This is a genomic window from Terrihabitans aquatilis (assembly GCF_052542005.1).
Map to the genome: position 1 here is coordinate 543765 of NZ_JBOCUO010000002.1, position 15223 is coordinate 558987.

General features: G+C 60.0%; 16 protein-coding genes and 1 pseudogene. 13 read left to right on the top strand and 4 right to left on the bottom strand.

The window, feature by feature from the left end; genetic code table 11:
• The first annotated feature begins 83 nt into the window (after nt 1–83).
• From ACQ6S1_RS08610 to ACQ6S1_RS08650, 9 genes and pseudogenes are all read left to right on the top strand, one after another.
• A complete protein-coding gene (locus ACQ6S1_RS08610) occupies nt 84–287 on the top strand; it encodes a type II toxin-antitoxin system RelE/ParE family toxin (RefSeq protein ID WP_445040768.1) in 204 nt (67 codons plus the stop codon).
• 1 nt (nt 288) lies between these two features.
• The gene (locus ACQ6S1_RS08615) at nt 289–657 is read left to right on the top strand and encodes an XRE family transcriptional regulator (protein WP_445040769.1); all 369 of its coding nucleotides are present in this window, start codon (nt 289–291) and stop codon (nt 655–657) included.
• Nucleotides 596–907, top strand: a pseudogene (locus ACQ6S1_RS08620) (type I restriction-modification system subunit M N-terminal domain-containing protein); the annotation flags it as partial. The gene ACQ6S1_RS08615 and the pseudogene ACQ6S1_RS08620, both read left to right, overlap by 62 nt.
• 123 nt (nt 908–1030) lie before the next feature.
• Entirely contained in the window at nt 1031–2107 is a 1077-nt protein-coding gene (locus tag ACQ6S1_RS08625; protein ID WP_445041252.1) for an HsdM family class I SAM-dependent methyltransferase, read from the top strand.
• Nucleotides 2104–3669: a restriction endonuclease subunit S gene (locus ACQ6S1_RS08630; protein ID WP_445040770.1), complete on the top strand. Its 1566-nt coding sequence runs from the start codon at nt 2104–2106 to the stop codon at nt 3667–3669. The genes ACQ6S1_RS08625 and ACQ6S1_RS08630 overlap by 4 nt, the downstream gene beginning before the upstream one ends.
• Nucleotides 3659–5233: an AAA family ATPase gene (locus tag ACQ6S1_RS08635; protein ID WP_445040771.1), complete on the top strand. Its 1575-nt coding sequence runs from the start codon at nt 3659–3661 to the stop codon at nt 5231–5233. The genes ACQ6S1_RS08630 and ACQ6S1_RS08635 overlap by 11 nt, the downstream gene beginning before the upstream one ends.
• A complete protein-coding gene (locus ACQ6S1_RS08640; RefSeq protein WP_445040772.1) occupies nt 5230–6075 on the top strand; it encodes an HNH endonuclease family protein in 846 nt (281 codons plus the stop codon). Before ACQ6S1_RS08635 ends, ACQ6S1_RS08640 begins: the two co-directional genes overlap by 4 nt.
• Nucleotides 6076–6147: 72 nt before the next feature.
• The gene (locus tag ACQ6S1_RS08645; protein ID WP_445041253.1) at nt 6148–6606 is read left to right on the top strand and encodes a DinB/UmuC family translesion DNA polymerase; all 459 of its coding nucleotides are present in this window, start codon (nt 6148–6150) and stop codon (nt 6604–6606) included.
• Nucleotides 6603–7691, top strand: a complete 1089-nt coding sequence (locus ACQ6S1_RS08650; protein WP_445040773.1) for a hypothetical protein — start codon at nt 6603–6605, stop codon at nt 7689–7691. The genes ACQ6S1_RS08645 and ACQ6S1_RS08650 overlap by 4 nt, the downstream gene beginning before the upstream one ends.
• A gap of 28 nt (nt 7692–7719) precedes the next feature.
• Here the strand turns inward: ACQ6S1_RS08650 and ACQ6S1_RS08655 are convergent, their stop codons facing one another.
• The 4 genes from ACQ6S1_RS08655 to ACQ6S1_RS08670 form a co-directional block, all read right to left on the bottom strand.
• Entirely contained in the window at nt 7720–9027 is a 1308-nt protein-coding gene (locus ACQ6S1_RS08655; RefSeq protein WP_445040774.1) for a hypothetical protein, read from the bottom strand.
• On the bottom strand, nt 8966–11035 hold the full coding sequence (locus tag ACQ6S1_RS08660) for a hypothetical protein (protein ID WP_445040775.1): 2070 nt from the start codon (nt 11033–11035) through the stop codon (nt 8966–8968). The genes ACQ6S1_RS08655 and ACQ6S1_RS08660 overlap by 62 nt, the downstream gene beginning before the upstream one ends.
• Nucleotides 11036–11125: 90 nt before the next feature.
• A complete protein-coding gene (locus tag ACQ6S1_RS08665; protein WP_445040776.1) occupies nt 11126–11344 on the bottom strand; it encodes a type II toxin-antitoxin system HicA family toxin in 219 nt (72 codons plus the stop codon).
• Between the two features lie 401 nt (nt 11345–11745).
• Nucleotides 11746–12264: an SOS response-associated peptidase family protein gene (locus ACQ6S1_RS08670; RefSeq protein WP_445040777.1), complete on the bottom strand. Its 519-nt coding sequence runs from the start codon at nt 12262–12264 to the stop codon at nt 11746–11748.
• A 208-nt stretch (nt 12265–12472) separates the two neighbouring features.
• Here ACQ6S1_RS08670 and ACQ6S1_RS08675 point away from each other — a divergent pair, with 208 nt between their 5' ends.
• The 4 genes from ACQ6S1_RS08675 to ACQ6S1_RS08690 all read left to right on the top strand — a co-directional run bounded on the left by ACQ6S1_RS08675 (nt 12473) and on the right by ACQ6S1_RS08690 (nt 15031).
• On the top strand, nt 12473–12790 hold the full coding sequence (locus ACQ6S1_RS08675; RefSeq protein ID WP_445040778.1) for a hypothetical protein: 318 nt from the start codon (nt 12473–12475) through the stop codon (nt 12788–12790).
• Between the two features lie 131 nt (nt 12791–12921).
• Nucleotides 12922–13887 (top strand): ArdC family protein, encoded by a 966-nt coding sequence (locus ACQ6S1_RS08680; RefSeq protein WP_445040779.1) that lies wholly within the window; start codon nt 12922–12924, stop codon nt 13885–13887.
• On the top strand, nt 13884–14255 hold the full coding sequence (locus ACQ6S1_RS08685; protein WP_445040780.1) for a DUF2958 domain-containing protein: 372 nt from the start codon (nt 13884–13886) through the stop codon (nt 14253–14255). The genes ACQ6S1_RS08680 and ACQ6S1_RS08685 overlap by 4 nt, the downstream gene beginning before the upstream one ends.
• Nucleotides 14255–15031: a hypothetical protein gene (locus ACQ6S1_RS08690; protein ID WP_445040781.1), complete on the top strand. Its 777-nt coding sequence runs from the start codon at nt 14255–14257 to the stop codon at nt 15029–15031. The genes ACQ6S1_RS08685 and ACQ6S1_RS08690 overlap by 1 nt, the downstream gene beginning before the upstream one ends.
• Nucleotides 15032–15223 lie beyond the last annotated feature (192 nt).

Sequence of the window (15223 nt, forward strand, 5' to 3'; positions counted from 1 at the left end):
GCCGCCGCTAGGCTATTGGCCGTTTACGGTCCCCAGCTTGGCGGCCTCACGCCGACACGCTCAAGGGTTCGAAACGTGCCAATATGAAGGAGCTGCGGTTCGAGGGCGGCGACGGCGAATGGCGTGCGGCCTTCGCCTTCGATCCCAAGCGAAAGGCCATCGTTCTTGTAGCGGGCGATAAATCCGGCGTCAGTCAGAAGCGCTTCTACAAGGCGCTGATCGCAAAGGCAGATCTACGGTTTTCAGAGCATCTTGAAAGCCTGAAATCCGCAAAAAAGGGCAATTGAGATGGGCCGAAGCCTGAAAGACATCATCGCCGCACTTCCCCCCGAAGAGCAGGTAGCCGTTGACGCCCGCTATCAGGATATGAAGCAGGAGGTGGAGGGCTTGCGCGAGCTGCGGCAGATCGCAGGCAAGGCGCAAGCGGATATCGCCTCCGCTCTGAATATCAAGCAACCCTCGGTCTCTCAGATCGAAGGTCAGGCGGACATGTATCTGTCGACTCTGAGGAGCTACGTCGAAGCGGTAGGAGGGAAGCTTGAGCTTACGGTGCAATTGCCTGCTCGACCACTGCTTCGGTTGCAACGCTTAGGCGATGTCACAGCCGGAAAGGCCAATCGAGTGCCCATGGCAGCGCGGCGGCGCAGGCCTGCCTAATCGGCCTTCTATCCGCTACGACGTCGGGGACAGTGATTTGCGATACGATAACATCGTTCAAAAGATTTGGAATTTGTGCCATATCCTAAGAGGTGATGGCATTAGTTACCATGAGTACATTTCTGAGCTGACCTACTTGTTGTTCCTAAGGATTGCAGCTGAGAACGATACTGAAAGGCTCATCCCTAAGGGGTATCGCTGGGATGACATCGTCAACTATCGCGGAAGGGATCTCCTAACTCATTATCGAGATGTCCTGACGTTCCTTGGGGGGCACGCAGACGACGATCGAGTTCGGAGAATCTACGCGTTTCCAACCACTGTATTTTCACACAGTGAGAACCTTCGAGCCGTCATCGACGGAATCAATAAGTTGGATTGGCAGTCCATCTCAACCAGCATGATGGGCGACATCTATGAAGGCCTGATCGCAAAGAACTCGCAGGATGCACGTTCCGGAGCCGGACAATACTTTACACCCCGCGCTCTCATTGATTCTATTGTTAGGCTTGTGCAGCCCCAAAGCGGCGAACTGATCCAAGACCCCGCCGCAGGCAGCGGCGGCTTCCTCGTATCTGCTAACGACTTCGCGGGCACAGGCACTAAACCGAAGGCGTCCAAGCATCGTCGCCCCCACTTCGAGGGGATGGAGATAGAGAAAGGAACATACCGAATCTGCTTAATGAATGCCTTTCTGCACGGCCTAGACTTACGCTTAGTCTTGGGAGATGCGCTCACTGTTGACTCTGCCGAGCTGACCCCGCCGGATGTCATCTTGGCCAATCCCCCATTTGGCGCGCGTGCTGGGGGCGCCCGTCGGCGACGCAGCGACCTTCCCTTCCCCACCGCCAACAAGCAGCTCGCGTTCCTGCAGCATATCTATCTGACGCTGAAGCCTGGCGGTCGGGCCGCAGTCGTGCTCCCGGACAATGTCCTCTTCGAAGACGGCGTCGGCAAAAAGGTGCGCCAGGACATTCTGGAAAAGTGCAATCTGCATACTATCATTCGACTGCCCAACGGCATCTTTTACGCGCAGGGCGTAATGACAAACGTGCTTTTCTTCTCTCGGGGTGAGAAGCCGCACGGGAATACCAAGGAGACATGGATCTACGACATGCGCACCGGCATGCCGGCGTTCGGCAGGAAGCAGCCGCTTGCGGCATCACATTTTGAAGAATTTGAAGCGTGCTTCGGTTCGGATGCGCTCGGCAGAAGCCCGCGCAAAGACCTCGGTGAGCAAGGTCGATTCCGACGTTTCACACGAAAGCAGGTAGCGGCGCGCGACGATAATTTGGATATCACTTGGCTGCGTGCTGACAAGAACATCGGTGGAGCCGGAGCGGAACCCGAGGAATTAGCTGCGAGAATTTCACAACTGCTCCGCGCCGCCATCGATCAGATCGATACGTTGAGTGAAGAGTTGACGGTCGAGGAAAGTGACGATCAGTGACCTCGCTACCTCAACATTGGGCAGCCGTCCCGATTGGCGACATTTGCGAACTTGTAAATGGTCGTGCTTTCAAGCCCTCAGAATGGTCAGAGGTAGGACGACCGATTGTCCGGATTCAAAATCTCAACAGGCCTACCGCCGCCTTTAACTATTTTGATGGCCCGGTTGAAGAGAAATACGTCATCGATGATGGCGACCTGCTGTTTGCGTGGTCTGGTACGCCCGGAACATCATTTGGAGCCCATCTTTGGGAAGGCGGTCCCGCGATCCTCAATCAGCACATCTATCGTATGGATTTCAATAGAGATCTCATCGATCCAGTGTTCCTCAAATTCGCGGTCAACGAAAACCTAGAGGAACTAATAAGCCAGGCCCATGGGGGCGTGGGTCTTAGACACGTCACGAAAGGCACGTTTCAGAAAACGAAAATCAGCCTCCCTCCCACCAAAGAGCAGCGCCGGATCGCCGCGGCAATCGTAGCCTATCTGGAGAGGTTACGCGTGGCTCAGACAAACATCTTGGGGTCCGTCGCAGCAAGCGAGGAGTATCGAGAGGCGGTTCTCGCAAGAGCGTTCGAAGAGAATGCCACCAACGACGGGCAAAGCCCAAACTACATCCCTTTGGTCGAACTGATCGACGAAGGTCCGACGAACGGCTGGTCACCCAAAACAGGCCCCGACGCGACAGGACCACTAACTCTACGCCTCACCGCTACGACGTCCGGTTATCTGCGGCTTGATGAGGCTGCTGTTAAACGCATTTACGAGCGGCCGGACAGCGAGTCCAGATATTGGCTGAGGTCGGGCGATCTCCTGGTTCAGCGCGCCAACGCCTTAGAGCACCTTGGCGCGACCGCCATCTTCGATGGTCCGGACCATACCTATATCTACCCCGATCTCATGATGCGCTTGCGGGTGCGCGATCCACACCGACGGCGCTATCTCTGGCGATACCTCAACTCTGGTCCGGCGCGACGCTATCTGCGGGATCGAGCCACCGGCACCTCAGGAAACATGCCTAAAATCAGCGGTGCCACTCTTCGTGGCTTGCCCGTCCCCGTGTTTCCCGCTCAGGATTTCCGGAGGATTGCAGATCACATCGACCGGGTGTTCGACGCTATCGATGCCATCCGGCAAACAGCAGACGAGGCGCTTGAGACACTAGGGCATCTCGAAAGGGCAATCTTAACCAAGGCGTTTCGTGGTGACCTCGTGCCGCCTGTGCCGGACGACGAACCTGTACGCGTCCTCATGCAGCGAATTAGGCAGGCGAAGGATGGTCAGCAGGTACGCCGATCTCGACGCAGCCAATCACCGGAGAGCACATCCCGCCCCAAAAGGAGAGGGCCAGTCATGACCGACAAAAGGAGAGTGGACGTCACATCGAACCATCTCATGATGACCCTCGCAGATATGGGCGGTACCGCTTCCGCAAAGGAGCTCTGGCGCAAGAGCGAGATGTCGATCGACGAATTCTACAAGCAGTTGCGGGTAGAGATGGGTAGGGGTGACGTGGCACTCGGCCGCACCGAAGATGAGTTGGTGGCGCACGATGCGGCTTGATTGGCTCAGGATCGGTCAGTTCAAAAATCTTGTCGACGTAGAAATCGACTTTGATGAGGGGGAGCTTTCCACAGTCATCGTTGGAGAAAACGGAACCGGAAAGTCTAACGTCATAGAGGCTCTAGTCACCATTTTCCGCGACCTAGATCTTAATGAACTGACGGCGTTTTCATACGCGATAGCCTACAACTGCCATGGGCACCGGATCGAGATTGAGAACAGGGCGGATGGCAAGTTCTCTGTCAAAATTGACGGAAAGTCCAAGAGCCGCTCAGCATTCAATAAGCAAAAATCCACATACCTCCCTGCTAACGTATTTGGATACTATTCTGGATCAAGCAGAAGGCTTGAGCAGCTTTTTGATAAGCATCAACTTCGTTACTACAAGCGCGTGATTGCTCCAAAGTCGTCGGCGGCAGACATACATGATATCGACCTTCGACGGCTGTTCTATTGCAGGCCCGCTTATGGCCAATTGGCGCTGTTGAGTTATTTTGCGTTTGGATCGGACTCTGCGAAGACGTTCTTAAAAAAGCATATGGGGATCACTGGTTTCGACAGCGCCCTCCTTGTCCTCAGAAAGCCGCGATGGGCGGACGGCCGCTCCTCGGCGGCTAGCTCGAAAGCTAGCGATCAAACATTCTGGAATTCCTCAGGTCTCGTACGAACACTGCTTGATAAGCTGTGGGATCAAGCCCTAGCACCAATTGCTGATCGCGCTCGGGAACAAGACGATTATCGAGCCAAGCCGACCAACGAAGAGCAAATATACATTTTTCTGAAAGACCTTAGCGCGCTGAACGACGTTGCTCGGTCATTTGAAGATGAGCGAACGTTTTTCGCATTGCTCGAAACGCTCGATATCTCCGACCTTATCAGGGAGGTACGCATCTGGGTCGACAAGGAAAATGTCGAAGGGGAGATTCCCTTTCACGAAATCAGCGATGGTGAGAAGCAGTTACTTAGCGTTCTCGGGCTCATGCGGTTTACAAGTCAAGATGAGAGCCTTTTCCTTTTAGACGAGCCGGATACCCACCTGAACCCAAACTGGAAATGGGATTACCTTCATCTCGTCAAGGATGTGGCGCAGCGCGGAGAGAGCCACATCATCCTCACGACCCATGACCCCTTAACGATTGGAAGCCTGAAAGCTTCGCAGGTTCAAGTGATGGCACGTTCGAAAGCCGGCGTCGTCACAGTGAGCCCGCCAGAAGTAGATCCAAGGGGACTTGGTTTTACCAGCATCCTTACGCAGGTATTTGGACTTCCGACCACGTTGGATCCTGATACCCAAAAAGAACTCGACGAGAGGAACAGCCTTCTTCGCATCGAGCAACGCAGCGCCTCAGAAGAACATAGGCTACTGCAATTAAGTGAACGGCTGAGAAGACTCGGATTTGTCATTGAAGATCGGGAGCCAGAATATGAGCTGTTCTTGAAAGCACTCGAAGACCTAAAAAATGAAGGACGATCCGCCCTATCACCTGAGACAATCGCCCAACGCAATCGTGTAGCGAAAAAGATTCTCGCTGAAATCATGGCTCCCAGGGGCCAACGTATATGATCTATATTTTTCAGGATGAGGCGAAACTCCCGGCAGGCTGGCTAGAAAAAGTAGCCGCTATGCAGGTCGCGCTCGATCAGTTCGACACAAAAGCCGAACGGAAGGCATACATTGACGGCAAAGGGGGTGTCTGGGGAGAAATAAAAGACGCTCTCCTTCAGATGTCTCACAGTAAATGCTGGTACTCAGAGGCTCCTGATGCTGTTTCCGACTGGCACGTTGACCACTTTAGACCGAAACTGAGAGCGCTGGACGAAGACCGCACTGTCCACGACGGCTATCCATGGCTGGCCTTCGACTGGAAAAATTATCGCATCGCGGGCAGCTACCCAAACTCGCCGCACACAGACGGCGTTGGAGCAACCAGGGGGAAGTGGGACTACTTCCCACTGTCGGCTGGTTCCGTGAGAGCGACATGGGATCAGAGAAACACGGCGGGCGAGACGGTTCTCCTCTTAGATCCAGCCAGCAAAACTGATCCAAAGCTGATGACGTTCGATGAGGAGGGTTTGCCCATCCCGGTCGACCCCGGCAACGCGATTGTAAAAAAGCGCGTCGAAACTACCGTTCACTTTCTTTATCTCGATAGCCCACGTCTCGTAGCCGCGAGAAAGAAGAAATGGCGGGAAGTGTCAGACTTAATTGAAGAGTATCGCCTAGCGTGCCCCGATACATACGAGGCGTGCACGCTTCAAGATCACCAGCGAGTGAATCGGTTGATCGAGAAGTTGAGTGCGGCTGCCGGCCCAAAGGCGGCTTATGCAGCCACGGCACGGGCCTGCCTTCGCGCGAACGGTCTTGCCGAATTTATCGAGGCTGTCGAGGAAGCAGCGGCAGCCTGAACGAGCCGGAAGCCATCTATCTGGAAGAGGGTTGTCATGCTTCAATTCTATGGCAGGTGGCGGTTCGCCGATATGCGTGCCGTCACGCGATCTTTGTCCCTAGATGCACCACGCTCCGCCACTGCTATGATTGCCGAGATCGCCGAGGAATTGGTCCTTGCCGCCCTCGCCGCTCATCCGAAGGAACGGTTCATCACGCTACTTGCGGTCTCGGTCTCTCATATCCCGGACCGACCAACGATCCAACTCGAGCTGGCCCTAGGCTTGCCCGACGAGAAGCGCCGGACCGGCACTCGTCAGGGCGCCGCCCGATGGTCCGTCGATCGCGCCATGGACAAGGTGCGCGATCGTTCGGTCGCGATGCCTTGGACTACGCAACCACACCGCTCGACCGGGCGCGCTCGGTCCCGCAAGACTTCCGCAAGTTCGCTGAAAAGGAACTTAGTCAGTCTTGATGAAAGGTGCAAAACTCGAAAGAGTATAGACGATCAGCCATCTGGATCGGAAGGAGAACCCCAAGTTTGCGAATGACCAGCCTCACGTCCCTGCTGACGGAAGGCGAGAAGAAAATCGTGGAAAATCACACCGACGCAAGTGGTAGGCGACACCCTGCATGGACGGCCCTCAACGCACACGATCTCGCTCGCGACTATGATCGATCGCCGAAAGACTATCTGGTCAATAGCGCCATCGAGGCCATCGGCCGCCATAAGCATGGCAGCCAATGGCTGACGCGGAACAAGCCTCGGATCGCCCAGACGGGCAACCCTTCCGACTGCGCCGCAGTGCTCGCGGAGATACGTTGCTATGGTGCGCTGCTGGAAGCAGGACTGGCTGTTCTGCCGGTGCCGACAACATCGACTGCCACTCCGGACTTCAGCTTCGAGATTGACGGCCAAACTGGATTTGTCGAGGTCGCAACTAAGCAGGAAGACAGCGACCAGATCCAACTGGCGGAGCAAGTTGCCGCGGGCAACCTGCCCGAAGGAGTTGAGAGGTCCACCATCGAAACGGCCGGAGCCAGACTGGAGTTTACAGCAATGGAACTCCACCCGTTCGGCGCTCCCAACCCCGACAAGCCCGGCGACTCCACACAGGCGAACGCCATCAGTCGCATCTGCAGCATCAAGGCCGGGGAAAGGCAGGTGGCCGAAGGCCAGCTTGCCTTGCTTTGGCTGGACTTTCGCGATCTCGGGAAATGGCCCGGTATCCTGAAAGTGGAAAACACGTCGCCCCTGATCAGCGGCAGAGCTGGCACCCTGACCTCGGGGCCGGTCTGGTACGCCTTTTACGGGTGGAAGGGCGCGCCAATCCTTGAAGAGGATCGCCCAGGGATTCAGAGCATCGGAACTATGCAACACTTTGGGCGATTCCATCCCCATCGAACGCCGCCGAGCAAGTATGCGGCGGCGGTGATCTGCCTAGACGACGCGACTGTCCTCTTCGAGAATCCATCCGCGCAAGTGAGCCTTCCGCTTGCCCTCCGTCAGAAGCTCATCGGCTTGCCCTCGTTCGATATCGGTCACACCGTCGCAGGCTGGCGGCCAGGTGACCTCATGAACAGCATTCGGCTATCCCGATCCATGATAGAGGCGCTGAAAGCGGCGCTGATCTGACGCCGATGCCAAGATTTCGCGGCCAACTTCAGTCCTCTTCGGGGGGCCAGACGTCCGGCAAGCCGAGAATGTCGGCAAGCCGTGTGCCATCGACTTTCTCGAACTCATCGCGTTCGACCAGATATGCGTAGCCGGGAAGCGGAAGGAAATCCGGTGGCAAAGGATGCGCCGCCCATGGGTTGGTCGCCAGCAACGGCTGCCATCTCTCGGTGCGGAGGTCCCAAAGGTGCGGCTTCGGCAGGAGGACGGCACCGCTGACATTCTGATGCCGAGGCGTCTCCGGGCTACCAAAATACCCATCGTCGAGCCGCTTGTCGGCAATCACGCGCTCGCCGGAATCATACGTGATGACCTCGGTTACGATAGTTCCGAAGACGGCGTCGATCAGCGATTCCGCGTTCCGGTCCCCGCCCGTGAGTTCGTCGCTACAATCAACGACCACGATGACGTAGGGCGCCACGAATTTCCCGTAGCGGCTGCCCTTCTTCTTCAAAGCTTCCTTGATCTTCGTCTCTGCGCTGACGACCCGGACGTCCCCCATAGCACCGCCGATCGCGTGCTCGACCGGCGCGTCCAGCTTGAAGCCCCCGATGAGGCCAATCTCGATCTTCCAGTCATCGGCCTCGAAGACCTTTGTCGGCGTGACTTCCGGATCGTCCTGCTGCGACGCCTCCGCCCATGCCGCGATGTCCTTGCAGAGCTTGCCGACGTTGGGATTGCTATGACCGTAGACCTCCACGTCATAACTCAGGCGGAAGCCGGGAGGCAGCTTTACCTTGTCGATCGCATTGTAGATGGTTGCTTCGCGATTGATCCGCGCCACATGTTCCTGCGCCGGCCCGAACGTCGTGACCTCGACATACGCCACGGGATTCCCATCTACGTCCTTCGCCAGGAAGTCCGGCTTGCGCGTTGGGTGCGCGCACGAAGGGTGAATCTCGACATCATAACCACGGAGGACCAGTGACGCATGGATCGTCAGCTCCGCCAACGCCGCCTGATAGCCGAGGCTGTCATTCTTCCGGAGCCGCGCAATAGTCTCAGCGCGGTCGGCTTCCGGAAGCTCCTCGACCCAGCCGTTGACAAGCTGGCGATAGACCTCAAATTCCGGCCGCGCTGCCGAGTCGTAAAAAGAGAAATCGTCTTCGCCGGGCTTTTTCGGCGTGGTGCGTATGCGCTCTTTGCTCTCAAACAACATCAGGCTAGTTCCCCATTGAAATAGCCCGGCACGCCTTGGGCGGATCCAACCTTTGGGTGGACCCGCCTCTCGACGCCTACCGGCCGATCGCTTCGCCCTCCAGGTCCTTCTCGTGAGGGCGCTCGAGGTCCTCGTCATCGTTGTCGATATCGGCGTAGGGATCCTGATCGTGCTCACCATCATCTTCGTCGGACTGTGCCCGGCCCGCGTCGCTCCGGGAGCCGTACATCTTGCGGAACGCCCGCGCCCAGATCACGGCCTCCTCGTCCACGCGACGAAGGATGTCGCGCCACGATTCAGTCAGCCGCAATTCTACGCCCCGGGCATCGACGAGCGGCTGCCCGTCCTCGCCCACGACCTTGGACAATTCACCGAAACGCTGTTCAAGTTCGTCAAACGCCTTGCCAAGCGCGTCCAGCGCATTGTTATAGTGGTCGGTCGGCGTATCGCCCGGCCGAGCCGCCTTGGCCTTGCCGTGTGGCGGGAACTCGTTCCGCAGGTAGATGTCACTCAGCGTCTGATCCGACGATCCCTCCAAAGTGCGCTTGACCGCGCCCTCCTCGTCTACCGCGCGAAGCGGGCGCGCCTGCTCAAAGTCTTGGAGCGCTTGGCCAAGCTGGCGTACCCCATGCAGCGAGCGACGCATTACATCCAAGACCTCGCCCGGCGTGCGCCGATCTGGCTGGTCGTTGCCCGACGAGCCGCGATCAGCATTGAGGCGGCCGGACACAACCAGCGGATAGGCGGCGCGGATCGCGAGTTCCAGGGACGCGGGTCCGGGCTCGTTGGTATCGCCATCGCCGATCGACTCGCGCACCTCGTTCAGCGCCTGCTGCACGAGCTGGTCTGTCGAACGGCCGGTTGCGTCCCAGATCTCGCGATGCGCCGACTTGCTGAAAGCATGGCGCAGATAGCGGCGAATCTGGTCGACCTTGCCACGATCATCCGCCACGGCCCGAAGAACGAGCGCCGTCGCCAGCTCGTTCATCAGCTTTGTGGTGATACGCTTGCGGGTTGACTGACTAGTCACCGCCACGCGGATGGCTTCGTCGAACCGATCATCCTTGTTGGTGAACAGCCGCACGATCTGCGCCGCGCGCTGCACGGGGTCATCCGGCAAATGCGCCTCCCGCGCTTCCGCGCGGGTACATGAGCCCGCATAGTAGTCACGCTGCGTCTGAGAGATCAAATCGCGCCGATACAGCTCATCCAGCACTTCATCGGCCAACGATTCATTCTCCGGCCCTTCGCCCCAAGGCTTGGGCGGATCAACGTGACGCAGTGCAACCAGCGACTTCACCGCGGTCGGAAACCCGGTGGAGCCTTCGGCGTGCGGGCGGAAACCGACCAGGATCAAAGCCGGAATCCGCTCGCAGCGCAGCGCCACCAGAGTCTCCCGATCCCGCTCGCCACGCTCAAACGCATCATTCAGCTTGCGGATATGCGCACGGAACTTCGCATCGCCATCGTCATAGGGGACGTCGGCCGAATGCACGCCGAGGATGTTGTGGACTGCGGTGGTGCGCGACGAACCCTCGACGGTGGTCAATGTCGTTGCCGGTGCCGAGCCGTCGGCATGTTGGTACGTCGTGGCAACCAGCCACACCGCCTCCATCACACCCTGCGACTCGATCGAGCCACGCCAGTCGTTCTCGGCGAGGACAAAGCTAGCCGCCTGCTGGGCCGCCCAAGTCAGGTGATGACGGTTCTCGATGTCCACCGCCAGTTCCGCCTTATGCCTCTCCTCGGCATCGAGTGCGTGCGGTTCCGGGACTGGGCGGAACTTGGAGTCTTCCCCGCCGGTACCGGGGTCGATAGCGAACGGGTGCCGCCGAGACGGAAGCGTCCTGGGATTGCGGGGGTCCGGCATCGTCCGACGGGCCCACACACTCGTGCGGATTCCCAGCAGCGTGCCGCCGGGGACGGGAATCTTTTCAACATCGGGATCGGTCGTGTCGCCGATCGACTTGCGCACCTCGCTCGGATCGACGACGGCATTGGCAATAGCGGTGGCTGACGCGTCCGAAAGGCCAAAGGCATCGATGATCTTTTCGGCAAGCGCCTGGCGCGCCTTGGCATGGGCATATTCCGGCAAGCGCTCCACCGGCCGGGGAAGGACGTGATCGTCCGAAATCAACTTGATCATTTTCTGAATCTCCTGGGCGAGCGCGCACGCGTCTATCGCCGGTGTTCAATTTGCGTTTGGGGCCGCCCACCGAATGGGCGGCCCTTGGCATCAGATGCCCTGGTTGTCGTTGGCGGCGCGCAGCTTGCGCCGAAGCTCCGACATCAGGTTCTTGATGCCACGACGGTCTGAAGGCGTGTCGGCCGCGAAAACCGGGCCACGCATCTGCGGGTGCTCGAAGCGCCAGTGGCCGCCGCGAGTCTTGACCGCAGTGAACCCGTCACGCTCGAGCGTGCGACGAACCTTCTTCATCTCTGAACTGGAAGACATTTACATACTCCTTGGCTGGCGGCCGACAGCACGCAGCTTTTCCGACCGCAACACGTGGTTGACGATCCGAGGTGCCAAGGAGTTGTTGGATAGCTCCGTGCGCATCCTCCTTCCGCTTACCGGACTTAGGTCCGGCGTCACCGAAGGCGGCGACAGCATCAACAAGCGATCCCAAGACGTACAGGGCGACCGGAAGAACCGGTACTCCCTGCGTTGCCGCCCCTCACCGCTTAGGTGAGGGTGGAGCGCCCGCATTGCTGCGTCGCGGTAGTTGCAATTTGACACGAACGCCCGGTCGATTCAAGCCGAAGGGAAAAAAGTTCAGGCTGCACCCTTGCGCACGGTCTGCACGGCAAGCGAACCTGCCTCCAACGGCCGCAGCAACTCCGCCTCCGGCTTGGTCAGCCAAATCCAGGCTGCCAGTCCTCGGGCCATAGCACTACGACTTGGCGGTCGTGGTACGGCGCGATGTCCGGGCCGGGATCGGTGGTGAACATGGCGAAGGCCATCGGGTGATTGCCCTTTGCCTCGCGCCAGATTCCGGCAATGGCCATGAAGGGTGCGCCGTTCAGCGTGAATCGATGCTTGGTTTTCGGGTACTTCGTGCCGGTAAACTCGAAAGAAACCGATGCAGGAATCAGACAGCGTCTCGTCTTGGAGAAGTCGCGCCCTTCCGAGCGAAAGTTGAAGACCGGACCGCGCTTCGGCCGGTCGGACGGCAGGTCGAAGTTCAACGGCACCAACTCGACTTCATCCTCGTTCTCGGCTGCCCGCATGACAGGCCCCATCTGATTTATCCGAATGTCGTCGACAAACGGGAGGTCGAGTTCGGTTTGCTGCGTCGGAACGTTCAATTCCAACGCCTGCATCATCTTGACGTACTCGACCCATTTGACGTGTTGCTCGTAGGCATTGCACATTGTGCAGGTCTATCGCGAAAATCTGGGAACTTCGAGGCCGGGCGTCGCCCTCCGGGCCGGGCTCTCGGCTGGCGCCGAAGCACCGCTACGCGGGTCTTCACCCTGGCGGGCTTCGATCCCTGACGCGAGAGGCTAGCCGCCGCGAGCCGCAATCCGCCACGCATCGGCTTTTGACACACAGATACTTGTTCAAGGAGAAGCTGTGTAAATGGATGTGCTCAAGGATCTCCCACCGGGAACGATTTGGCCGCACCTGCTCGACGCGATCGAGTATCAGGTGCTCGCCGACTTGCGATCCTACGCGCAGTCTCGGAAGCACGATGTCGAGCGCGGGGCCGAGACGCCGGACCTGGCCGCGCTGATCGTCGACAAGTATTGCGAGGGTCTCGCCAAGGCGCTGCGCATCGCCGGCATAGACTCGACGGTGCGCAGGGAAGGCGATCGTCTCTGCCGCGAAATCGACCCTGATTTCGATACACACCGCAACGCACGTTGGGCCGCGCGGCCCTGTGCGCTGTCTTATTGATCGCACCCGTCGAGGCGCCACCTTGCGCCGGCTCGGCCGGCGCAGCGAGAGTAAGAGGATGGCCGGGTTGGCCGTGACGGGTTGAGGATCGGGAGAGAGGCTCCCGAGGCCCGTCGCGGAGACCGATCCCGATGGCCAGGAAATCCCAACGCCCCGGCAACGACCGGCCAAGCCTATACGACGACATCACCGACAAGATCATCGCCGAGCTGGAGGCCGGAAAGCTTCCATGGGTCCAGCCCTGGGGCAGCACCGCCGCCCCGCTCGCCATGCCGAAGAACGCTGCGACCAACCGGCACTATTCGGGCATCAATGTGCTGCTGCTTTGGGGCGCAGTGGTCCAGCACGGCTACCCCTGCCAAAGCTGGCTGACCTACAAGCAGGCCGGGTCGCTCGGCGGCAACGTGATGAAGGGCGAGCGCGGCACAACGATCGTCTATGCCAACAAGTTCGTCCCCGACGGCGAGAAGACCCGGGCCGCAGAGGTCGGCGAAGACCCGCAGGCGATCCCGTTCCTCAAGCGCTACAGCGTCTTCAACGCAGCCCAATGCGAGGGCATGCCTGACGACGTCATGGCCGCGGCACCGCCGCCGCCTCCTGGTCTGATCGAGCCCAGGGTCGAGGCACTGATAACGGCAACGGACATCGACCTGCGCATCGGCGGCAACCGGGCCTTCTACGTCCCGGCGCTCGACTATGTTCAGGTCCCGCCGCCGCTAGCCTATTTCGAGCCCATCAACTGGCACCGCACCGCCCTGCACGAGCTGGGGCACGCGACGGGCCATGCCTCCCGGCTCGACCGTGACCTCTCGGGCGGCTTCGGCACGAAGAAATACGCCTTCGAGGAGTTGGTCGCTGAATTGAACGCGGCGTTCTGCTGCGCCTCACTCGGCATCACGCCCACGGTGCGCCATGCCGACTATATCGGCTCCTGGCTCGAGGTGCTGCGCGAGGACAACCGCGCCATCGTGCGGGCCGCCAGTCTCGCCAGCAAGGCGGCTGACTGGCTGCTCGGCTTCCTGCCGGAAAGCGCCGAGGCCGATGACAGCGGCGACGCCGACATGGGCGCGGTCGAGATCGACAGGAGGGCGGCATGATCCTCCTGACCGACGAGCTGCGCGCGCAGCTTCTGGCCAATGGCCACGACCACGGCGCCGACCATGTGCCGGTGGTGAAACTCTTCAACCCACTCGGCGAAGGCGTCTGGCTGGCGACCGAGCTGGATGAAGGCGGCGATCTGCTCTACGGCCTCGCCGATTTCGGGGAACCCGAAGTCGGGTCGTTCTCGCTCGCGGAGATGACCTCGGTGCGCCTTCCCTGGGGCATGGGCATCGAGCGCGACATCCTGTTTACGGGCGACTATCCGCTCTCGGTCTGGGCCGAAGCCGCCATCGAGGCCGGCAGCATCCGTGCGGCGGAACGCATCCTCTATCGAGCCCGCCGCGCGGCGCGGGAGGGCTCGTGATGCGCTTCCGCCGCTGGCACAGGCCCGAACCCTACAATGACACGTCGCGCAAGCGCGCGGCGTTCCTCCGCAAGCAGCGCCTCGAACGCGAGGCGCTGCCCCTCTTCGCCGACCAGATCGCAGCCGGGCAGCACGGCGTCGACGAGGAAATGGCCCGTCGCGCTGTCTGGTGGGACGAGGCCGAGCATGAGCGTCGCCGGATGCGGGCGTCCTCCTGGCGCAAGGCCCGAGCCCGTCTCTTCGCGTTGCCCGACGCGCTGCGGCGCACGGTGCGCGAGATCTGGCGGACCTGCCCCTATCCGGCCGATCCGGGCTATTTCGCAGACCTGCTTCACCAGATCGACCTCGGCCGCGTCGATCCGCACCGGCCGCCGTGGACGTTCCATGCGGAGCTGAAGGCGCGGATGACGCCGGACCCGTCGAGCTTCGATACCGCTTTCCGCCAGATCGGCCAGCGCAAGGTCGGCGGCGGGCCTAAGACCACGGAGGCGGACGAACTGCTGTTCTGCGGCAATCTCGGCTCCGGCATCCTCTTCCTGCGCTCGCGCGTCCGTCTCATCGAGCGGCACGAGAGCTTCTACACCTCGTCCAATCATCGCCTGCGGGACTCCAAGGTCGGCAGCGGCGGCCATTTCGTCGAGATCGAAGTGACGGGCGAGTGCTCCGACACGGACCTGGCCACCATCGAGCGCATCGCACAGGCGGCCGACACGCGGCCGGTTGTAGTCCGGCGGGCGGCACGGCCCGGACGGGTCACGAGCGGGAGGGCGGCGTGACGATCACGACTGCTCTTGGCCGCCGCCGCTCGCCATAGGCGGTGTTCTCCCCGCGTGCCGTCGCAGCCCCCGCAAAGTCAACGGCCTTGCCGTTCCCCATCGCAAGCCGCCCGCAGGCGACCGCTTCGGTGACGTCCGGGATTGCGGCGGTCCCTCGGAGCCCTACCGCTCACGGCGAGCGGCAACAGCCAG